Source organism: Vibrio sp. T20 (genome assembly GCF_007858795.1).
GTDB lineage: Bacteria > Pseudomonadota > Gammaproteobacteria > Enterobacterales > Vibrionaceae > Vibrio > Vibrio satsumensis.
This window is the reverse complement of record NZ_VFEB01000245.1, coordinates 1-264: the sequence shown is the minus strand read 5'-3', so window position 1 is coordinate 264 and position 264 is coordinate 1. Positions and strand designations below refer to the sequence as shown.

The following is a 264-nucleotide window of genomic DNA, read 5'->3' as shown; positions in this document are numbered from 1 at the left end:
ACGGTCGGTGCGATTGCCATTGCTGTCAGCTTGGCTTTACGTATTAACGGGATGTCTAAGTGGATCATGTGGGAGATCGGTGGTCTGTTTGAAAACCTAGGTACTGTGATTGATGGCATCAAAACCCTGTCTAAACCTATCGCTATCGAAGACAAAAAAGATGGGAAGCCTTTGGACGTTCCACAAGGTGGTATTAACTTCGATAACGTCAGCTTTAACTCCGGCGAGAACAAGGGCGTGATCAACAATCTGAACCTCAACATT

1 pseudogene is annotated in these 264 nt (G+C 45.8%); it reads left to right on the top strand.

From position 1 onward, the window contains the following. Positions 1-264: pseudogene (locus tag FTW16_RS22415) on the top strand (ABC transporter ATP-binding protein/permease); the annotation flags it as partial.